Genomic DNA, 7,268 nt, shown 5'->3' on the forward strand with positions numbered 1-7,268 from the left:
TAACTGTCAACCATCAGCCGAAACACTGTCGCGCATCACCCGAAGGCGAAATGTCAACCATCAGCCGAGGTAATACACCACTCTCGGTGCCCCCACTAGGACTCGAACCTAGGACCTGCGGATTAAAAGTCCGTAGCTCTACCAACTGAGCTATAGGGGCCGCGGAGATTCAGGATACTGGGTTGGGAACGGCGCCCGAACGGCGCTCGTTTGAGGATTCGGCACGCGGTAACCTAAGCTGACGTGGCTCCCAACGGTAACCACGTTGCGAGTACCCCGGAGTGATTCGGTTCTGGCCCCCATCGTCTAGTGGCCTAGGACGCCGCCCTTTCACGGCGGTAGCACGGGTTCGAATCCCGTTGGGGGTACGCGCGACGCGGACACGCGGAGCAGCAGCAAGGCCCTGTGGCGCAGTTGGTTAGCGCGCCGCCCTGTCACGGCGGAGGTCGCGGGTTCGAGTCCCGTCAGGGTCGCCAGCGCGGCGAGGCACTCGCTGCCTTCCGGCCAGGTAGCTCAGTCGGTATGAGCGTCCGCCTGAAAAGCGGAAGGTCGGCGGTTCGATCCCGCCCCTGGCCACCAAGATATTTATCGAGGTCAGATCGCTGAAGGCTTGGCTTGGTGGCGCATCGATCGCCTCGGAAGATCGTCTCGATGGGGCCAAAATGGGGCCAAAGCTCGATCAACTGCTGCCGTCTGGAAAGTCGTCGAGCGAGTCGAGCGCGGTGGCGATGCCATCGAGTTCGTCGTCAAATAGATCCGCATAGGTGTGCGCGGTTACGGTGATCGACGCGTGGCCCATTGCCTTCTGGAGGAGTCTGAGATCGGCGCCGGCGCGGCGCGATAGCGATGCGTAGGTGTGCCGCAAATCGTGCACGCGCAACTCCTTTCGGCCGAGCTCGATCACCGACCTCCGCCAATTGACCGCACGCTTCCAGTTCTCCAGGCTCAGCCGAGAACCCATTGGAGACGCGATCGCGGGCGCACCGGGCGATTGTGCGTCGAGGCGTGCCTTCAGCGTTGGCATCAGACGCTCGGGAATCGGCACCGAACGTCGGCCGGCATCCGATTTCGGATTACCCTCGACCAGTCTGCCGCCGACCTGTGTCATCGACCGGCGAACCCGAAGCCGGCGAGCACCCAAGTCGACGTCCTCGACGTTGAGACCCGTGAGCTCACCAAACCGGAGGCCGGTATAAGCCAGGATCAAGACAACGTCACCCTGCGCCCCACAGATGCGGGCGAGGGCCGCGACTTCCGGTGCAGTTAAATAGGTGTGAGGCGTATGTCGCATCGGCGGAAACTTAGTTCGCGATGCCGGGTTCTTGCCGATGAGTTGGCCTTCCTCGGCCGCCCGGTCAAGGGTCATCTTGAGGACCGAGTGCGTCCACCTCACAGTTCGGGGCCCGAGGCCCGATGCCGACATGGCGTTGACCCACTGCTGGATCGACTCGTGGTCTATCTTTCCGATTGGCCACGAGCCGAAGTGCGGTTCGATACGCAGTCTCCAGTTGTCTTCGTATCCGCGACGAACCTTCGCGCTCAGGTCTGGCCGCGACGTGATCCACCTGCTGAGCGTGGTGCTCGATCCAGGACGCCGTCGCGCGCACCGCGCATTCGTGCGCTACTTCTGGCGCTACCGCCACGCGCTGGCCACCGATCGACTCGAGTTGGACCCACGAGACGTTGCGGGTTGGTCCGAGGGACCACACGCCCCGCCCGCCGAGAACACCACCGCGCGCATCCCGGAACACGTTCTTGGTCCACTGCTGGTGTGGTCACTGCGGTTCGTCGACAGCTTCGCCGCGGACATCCTGGCCGCCAACGACCACTGGCTGGACCACCGCCACGACCCCCCTCCGGGCAAGGGCAAAACCTCCGTCGGGCTCCGTACTGCCCTACATCAGCTACTCAACGAGCACCTCAGACTGCAGAAGCCGTTGCCCGGCAACGGTTCTGAGGTCAACGTGCTCGCCCTCGCGAGACGCCTTGACTATGACCGCCGCGATCTTTACGTCTGCATCGACGATATTCGGGCGGTCGCAGCGGCCGTCGGGGTGACCCCGCACACCTACTTCGACCTGCCCATCACCGCACGCCACGACGACGGCACGCCGTGGCTGTCCGGCATCGCCACACATCATCGCAACCGTGAGGGTCTGGCCACGCTGGCCAGGGTGCTCCAAGCCAGCTGTTATGTGGTCATCGCTTACTTGTCGGGGATGCGCGACAGCGAGGTCAAACACCTGCAGCGGGGCTGCCTAAGAACCCAACGAGGCGAGGCGGGCACCCCGTACCGGTGGAAGCTCACCAGCCGCGCGTTCAAGGGCGAACGCGACCCGGCCGGCGTGTCGGCGACCTGGGTGGTCGGCCAACCCGTGTCCCGCGCGATCGCCGTCCTCGAACGCTTGCAGCCACCACACACCGAGTGGTTATTCGCCTCATTGCCGCACGGGCCCGGCGCCGGGCCCGCCAGCCGATCCGCCAACGCCGCGATCACCACGACGTCAACCAACAACCAGCTCGACGAGCTCATCGCATGGATCAACAGGTACTGCCGTGACAACGACCGAACCGACACTATCCCAGAGGTCAACGGGCGGGCTTTCCGGTTGACGACGCGCCAATTCCGCCGTACCGTCGCCTGGTTCATCGCCCGCCAACCGGGGGGCAGCATCGCTGGCGCCATTCAGTACCGCCACCTGAACATCCAGATGTTCGAAGGCTATGCCGGCACCTCCGAATCCGGGTTTCGCGCCGAAGTCGAATCAGAGCAGGCCCTCACCCGCGGCGAGCATCTGCTGACACTGGCCAACGCCCATGAACACCCCGGCCTCGCCGGCCCCGGCGCCGCCGAGGCCAGCCGCCGACTCGAAGAACTGGGCAACCGCGCCCGATTTCACGGCATCACCATCACCGACCCGCATCGGCTGAAACGTCTCATGCAGCGCCACGACCCGGCGATCCACCCAGGCACCTACGTCACCTGTGTGTTCAACCCCGACAAAGCGCTGTGCCATAAGCAACGCGATGCCCACGGCGCCGAGCACCCGTCTCTGAGCGACTGCCGCCCGCTTGATTGTCGCAACGCCGCCCTCACCGCCCAGAACGCCGCGGCGCTCAGAGAGGAAATCGACCAGATCGACCGACAACTCGCTACCCGTCCCGCACTGCCCCCGCCAGTGGTGCACCGCATTACCGCGCGCCGCGACCAAATCAGCAACTTCCTCGACCGCCACGCCCCGACGGAGCCACCATGACGCGCCCGGCGCCACTGCCCACCATCGCGGAGGTCCGCACCCTCATCGCTGAGCTCGCCGAGTCGACCGGAAAACCACCCGCCGTGCTCGCCGTGGCGCGCCGACTCGGGTTGGCCAACACCACATTCCGCCGCAATTTTCCCGACATCGCCGACCAGCTGCGGGCACAACGCGGCAGACCGACCCCATCAGCTGACGATGCGGGTGCGGCAAGCCGATTCGAGAAACTCCAACGCGACAACGACAAACTACGCCGCCACAACCAGCAACTCGACGAACACCTCGAGCTGGCATGCGCCGCCATCCAACGACTCACCCTGGACAACCATCGCCTGCGCCGCGAACTCGAAGCAGCCACAAACATCACCCGCATCGGCGGCCGACGAAGGTGAGGTGCCGGGCTCAGATGATACGTCGCGTATCATACCGGTGAGCGTGGGCGTCACGGTGGGCGGGTGAGACGTGAGTAATGAGGCGGTTCGTGACCGGCTTGATGAGGTGTTGGCTGGCCTGCAAGCTCAGGTTGCTGATGTTGCGGCCGTGCAAAAGAAACAGGCTGCGCTTCGGGTGGAGGGCCAGGCCGCCGAGGGCACTGTTGAGGTGAGCGTTAATGCGCGGGGCCAGTTGGTGAACGTCGTGATCGACACGTCGTATCTGGACGATCATGACTTCGATGAGCTGGCCGGCCATATCGTTGAGGCGGCGCAAGCCGCTGTCCGGGAGGCCGGGAAGCGGGTGGCGGCGATGTTGGCGCCGATCAACCAGCGCGACAAGTCGTTTCCCACGTTTTCCGACATTGTGGAAGACATCCCGGGTCTGAGGGATGTGCTGCCGTCTGGGTTGGACGATTTCGCTGCGGGCGCGCCGTGGAAGAAAGCCCATGGGGTGTCGGTGGGCGGTGGCGACCACAACGGCGATGACGGGGCCGGGTTTCCCACAGTGAGGAGATGCGCTAATGACTGACCCATTCGCGGTGCACCCCGAGGGGCTGGCCAGTGTCGCTAATTCCGTTGGCGAGGTGGGTTCTCGCCATCAGGCGGTGGCAGCCCAGATGGGCGCGCAACCGACTGGGTATTGCGCTCAAACGCACGGAGACATGGCCGATCATTGGGCCCACTGGGCCGGAGTGTGCGCCGCGGTGGCCGCGCAGGCTGATTTCCTGAAATCCCACGCCGAGGTGTTAGGGCATGCCGCCCGCGTTTTCACGGCAGCCGACGAGGCTTAGCCGCCCGGCACCGGGCCCTCGGATCGCGCCCTAAGCACCGGCTATGGATATTCAGATACCCCCGCAGGTGTCGTGGGTGGCGGCGTTGGTAGGCCCGCCCTGGCCGGCGGGGCCCGAGCCTAACGGCAGCGAAAGCGCATGGTGGCAGCATGCCGCGGAGGCGCGGGCTCTGAAGGCCCAGGTGCAAGCGCTGGTCCCGGACTTGGCACGGGCGCCCACCCAGCTCGTCGACGTTTTGCAGGGGCAGACTCAACAGGAGGCCTTGACGCAGATCGCCCAGTTGTTCGGCGGCCCGTATGCGGTGGACAAGATCCTCGAGGCGCTGGACACCTTCAGTGACGCTGGCGATGCCACCGGAACCAACGTTCAGGCCTACAAGTTGGGGGCCGTGTTCGCGCTGATCTATGCGGGAAAAGACATTCTCCAAGCGTTGGCCAGTGCCCCGGTGACCGGTGATGAATCGCTGGCGTGGATCCCGGTCATTGTGATGCAGGCCAGAGAAGTGATCGACAAGTTTTTTTCCAAGATCACCGGCGATATCGCCGACACCCTGGCGGCCGCGGCACCGCGGACCACGGTGGCTTCGATGGCGCTCCGAGGCGGCTCGCAGGCGGTCGCGTTTGGGCTCAAGCAACAGGGATTCACCGCTGCGGTGTTAGCCGGTGAGGGCCACCCCCAAGAACTCAGCCTCGAAAGCCTCGCCAAAACCATGGCGGTCTCCGAAGCCGAAGGCCTAGCCGCTGGCGGCGTCGGCACCGAGGTCGCGGCAGTGTTGGGCACCGAGGGCGGCGGTGTGGCCAGCGCGGCGAAAGCTGCGGTGGCCGGAACGTCGGGCATGGTTGCCGCCAACACCGTCGGCGGGCTCGACGCGCTTGCCAGCGGTGACGGTTTCACGGACCCACTTTCTGGTGTTGGCCTCGGCGCCGTGGGGGCTGCGCACGGTGCCGGCGAGCACACCGCGTCGATGCATGCACCCACCGAAAATCCCGTGCCAGCGGATGCCGTTAGTGACATCCGCGCACCGTCCGGCGGCCGGGTCACCGCGGCCAAGGACGGACCGATCGACCCGAATGCGGGCCTACCCCAAACCAATACGGCCCCGCCGCCCACCAAACCCACCGACCCGGCCGCCCCTACTGGCCGCACGGATGTCCATGGTTCACCGGGCACTGGCGACCCGGGGACGCGGTCAGCGACCGGAGCCACCACTGAGCACCCCGCGGCCCCAACCGAGGCGGCCGCCCAGAACACGCACCCAAGCGAGACAACCACTACCGCTGATACCCAAACCCGGCCCACCAACGCCACCCCGACGGCCACCGCCGAAACCACACCGGCCGCCCGCACCCACGAAGAAGGGGTACTGAACCTCACCTCGACGCCGCCTGAAGCCAGGCCTACCGCCGGCACGGCCAGTCCACCGCTTCCAGATTCGATGGCGCCCTCCGGCACCGCGGAAAACCCCTCGGCGGCCACACCGGTGCACGCCGCCGACGCAACAGACCCGATTGCCACACCGCCGGCCTCCTCGGAGCGTGGCTCCAGTGTTGGGCCGCCAAGCCCGACACCGGATGCGCCGGCCGGTCTTGCCGAATCATCCTCTGCCGCTGGGGAGCCCGCCGCCCAGCCGACCGGGGCTCCGGCCGCGCATACCTCCGACACCAGCGCCGCGCACACCAGCCCGAATGGCCAGCACGGCGACGTTGAGCGGGCAGGGGCCGGCCACACCGGCGGGAGCGTCGTGGAGCATCCCGCACCGCCGATGGGCCCCGAATCAGCCGCAACCGGACAGCCCGCTCGGTCCAGTGTGGACGCTCACCTCCTAGACCGGGGTGACAGCACCCGCCGCGACCCTGCCCGCCCCGACAGCACCCGAGACCACACCAACCGGCCCGCCGGTGCTCGACCCGGCAAGCTGCGCCGCAGCGGCGTTGCCCGCGACACTCCCAAAGACCTACAGCCCGCCGCCACCCACGCCCCAGACCCACTCGCGGCAGGCAAGGACGCCGGCGTCATCAAAGCCAGCCACGACAACAGCGGTCGAGATCCGAGTGAGCCGGAGCCGCACGAGGCTGGCCGCGACAGCAGCGAGGGCCACAACGACCCAGACCCTGGCACGGCCGGTGGCAGGGCAGGTGGCCGTAGCGGTGGCGGTCCGGGCGATCCCCCTAACCGAGGCCCTGGCGGCGATGGTGTAGCGGGCCACGATGATGATGGTGACGATGACTTCCACCACTGGGAGCAGGAGTTTCCTCCGGATGCGGGTGAGCCTGTGCCGGTGTCGCGTGAGGACTACCGGGCACAGCCGGCGGAGACACGGGAGGTCCACCTCGAGCATGCCGACGCTATGGCCGAGGTCTTGCGTGAGGATGCCGCCGATTCAGACCTAGAACGTAGGTTGTTTGATTGGCTTGCCGGGGATCCTCACGCAGCGGATAGGTCAATTGATCAGCTTGCCGATGACATGTCGGGCCACTGGAAGGTCGGAGCTGAGGACTATGTGCTCAAGTTCCGCGGTCATTCGAGCCATCCCGGCATCAGGTTGTATGGGGAAATCTCCCGAGACGGTCAGCCTGTGGGCACATTGCATATGAGCTCTCACCTTGATGAGCAGCACCGACCCGTGGTGTCGATGTGGGTCGAGGGGGTGCGCGGCGAGCCGGTCCCAGATCGCGCCCAGCTCTACGGGGTGCTCGGCGATACGCTGCGGCCCTACTTCGAGCGCTCCGACTTTCATCGTATTGAGGGGCCGTTCCTGGCCACCAGCGACCACCCGTTGGGCGTCG

At 66.1% G+C, this 7,268-nt stretch carries 5 protein-coding genes, 4 tRNA genes and 2 pseudogenes; 8 read left to right on the plus strand and 3 right to left on the minus strand.

Translation table 11 applies throughout. The features are described from left to right. Positions 1 to 87 precede the first annotated feature (87 nt). A tRNA-Lys gene (locus tag A5736_RS03280) sits at positions 88 to 160 on the minus strand. A gap of 135 nt (positions 161 to 295) precedes the next feature. Between A5736_RS03280 and A5736_RS03285 the strand changes: the two genes are divergently transcribed. The 3 genes from A5736_RS03285 (at position 296) to A5736_RS03295 (ending at position 579) form a co-directional block, all read left to right on the plus strand. Further along, positions 296 to 368: transfer RNA gene (locus A5736_RS03285), tRNA-Glu, on the plus strand. A 31-nt stretch (positions 369 to 399) separates the two neighbouring features. Further along, a tRNA-Asp gene (locus tag A5736_RS03290) sits at positions 400 to 476 on the plus strand. Between the two features lie 26 nt (positions 477 to 502). After that, positions 503 to 579 (plus strand) — tRNA-Phe (locus A5736_RS03295). A gap of 100 nt (positions 580 to 679) precedes the next feature. Here the strand turns inward: A5736_RS03295 and A5736_RS03300 are convergent. Further along, entirely contained in the window at positions 680 to 1,291 is a 612-nt protein-coding gene (locus A5736_RS03300; RefSeq protein ID WP_254848273.1) for a site-specific integrase, read from the minus strand. Positions 1,292 to 1,480: 189 nt separating this feature from the next. Further along, a pseudogene (locus A5736_RS26630) lies at positions 1,481 to 1,561 on the minus strand (hypothetical protein); the annotation flags it as partial. Between A5736_RS26630 and A5736_RS25825 the strand changes: the two are divergent. The 5 genes and pseudogenes from A5736_RS25825 to A5736_RS03320 form a co-directional block, all read left to right on the plus strand. Beyond that, on the plus strand, positions 1,557 to 3,257 hold the full coding sequence (locus tag A5736_RS25825) for a hypothetical protein (protein ID WP_139333106.1): 1,701 nt from the start codon (positions 1,557 to 1,559) through the stop codon (positions 3,255 to 3,257). The pseudogene A5736_RS26630 and the gene A5736_RS25825 overlap by 5 nt on opposite strands. After that, a complete protein-coding gene (locus tag A5736_RS03305) occupies positions 3,254 to 3,649 on the plus strand; it encodes a hypothetical protein (RefSeq protein WP_076244505.1) in 396 nt (131 codons plus the stop codon). The genes A5736_RS25825 and A5736_RS03305 overlap by 4 nt, the downstream gene beginning before the upstream one ends. A 106-nt stretch (positions 3,650 to 3,755) precedes the next feature. Then, positions 3,756 to 4,220: a YbaB/EbfC family nucleoid-associated protein gene (locus A5736_RS03310; protein ID WP_175611170.1), complete on the plus strand. Its 465-nt coding sequence runs from the start codon at positions 3,756 to 3,758 to the stop codon at positions 4,218 to 4,220. Further along, positions 4,213 to 4,482 (plus strand): hypothetical protein, encoded by a 270-nt coding sequence (locus tag A5736_RS03315; protein ID WP_139333107.1) that lies wholly within the window; start codon positions 4,213 to 4,215, stop codon positions 4,480 to 4,482. Before A5736_RS03310 ends, A5736_RS03315 begins: the two co-directional genes overlap by 8 nt. 43 nt (positions 4,483 to 4,525) lie before the next feature. Then, positions 4,526 to 7,268: pseudogene (locus A5736_RS03320) on the plus strand (hypothetical protein); the annotation flags it as partial.

This window comes from Mycobacterium sp. SP-6446 (assembly GCF_001954045.1).
Taxonomy (GTDB): domain Bacteria; phylum Actinomycetota; class Actinomycetes; order Mycobacteriales; family Mycobacteriaceae; genus Mycobacterium.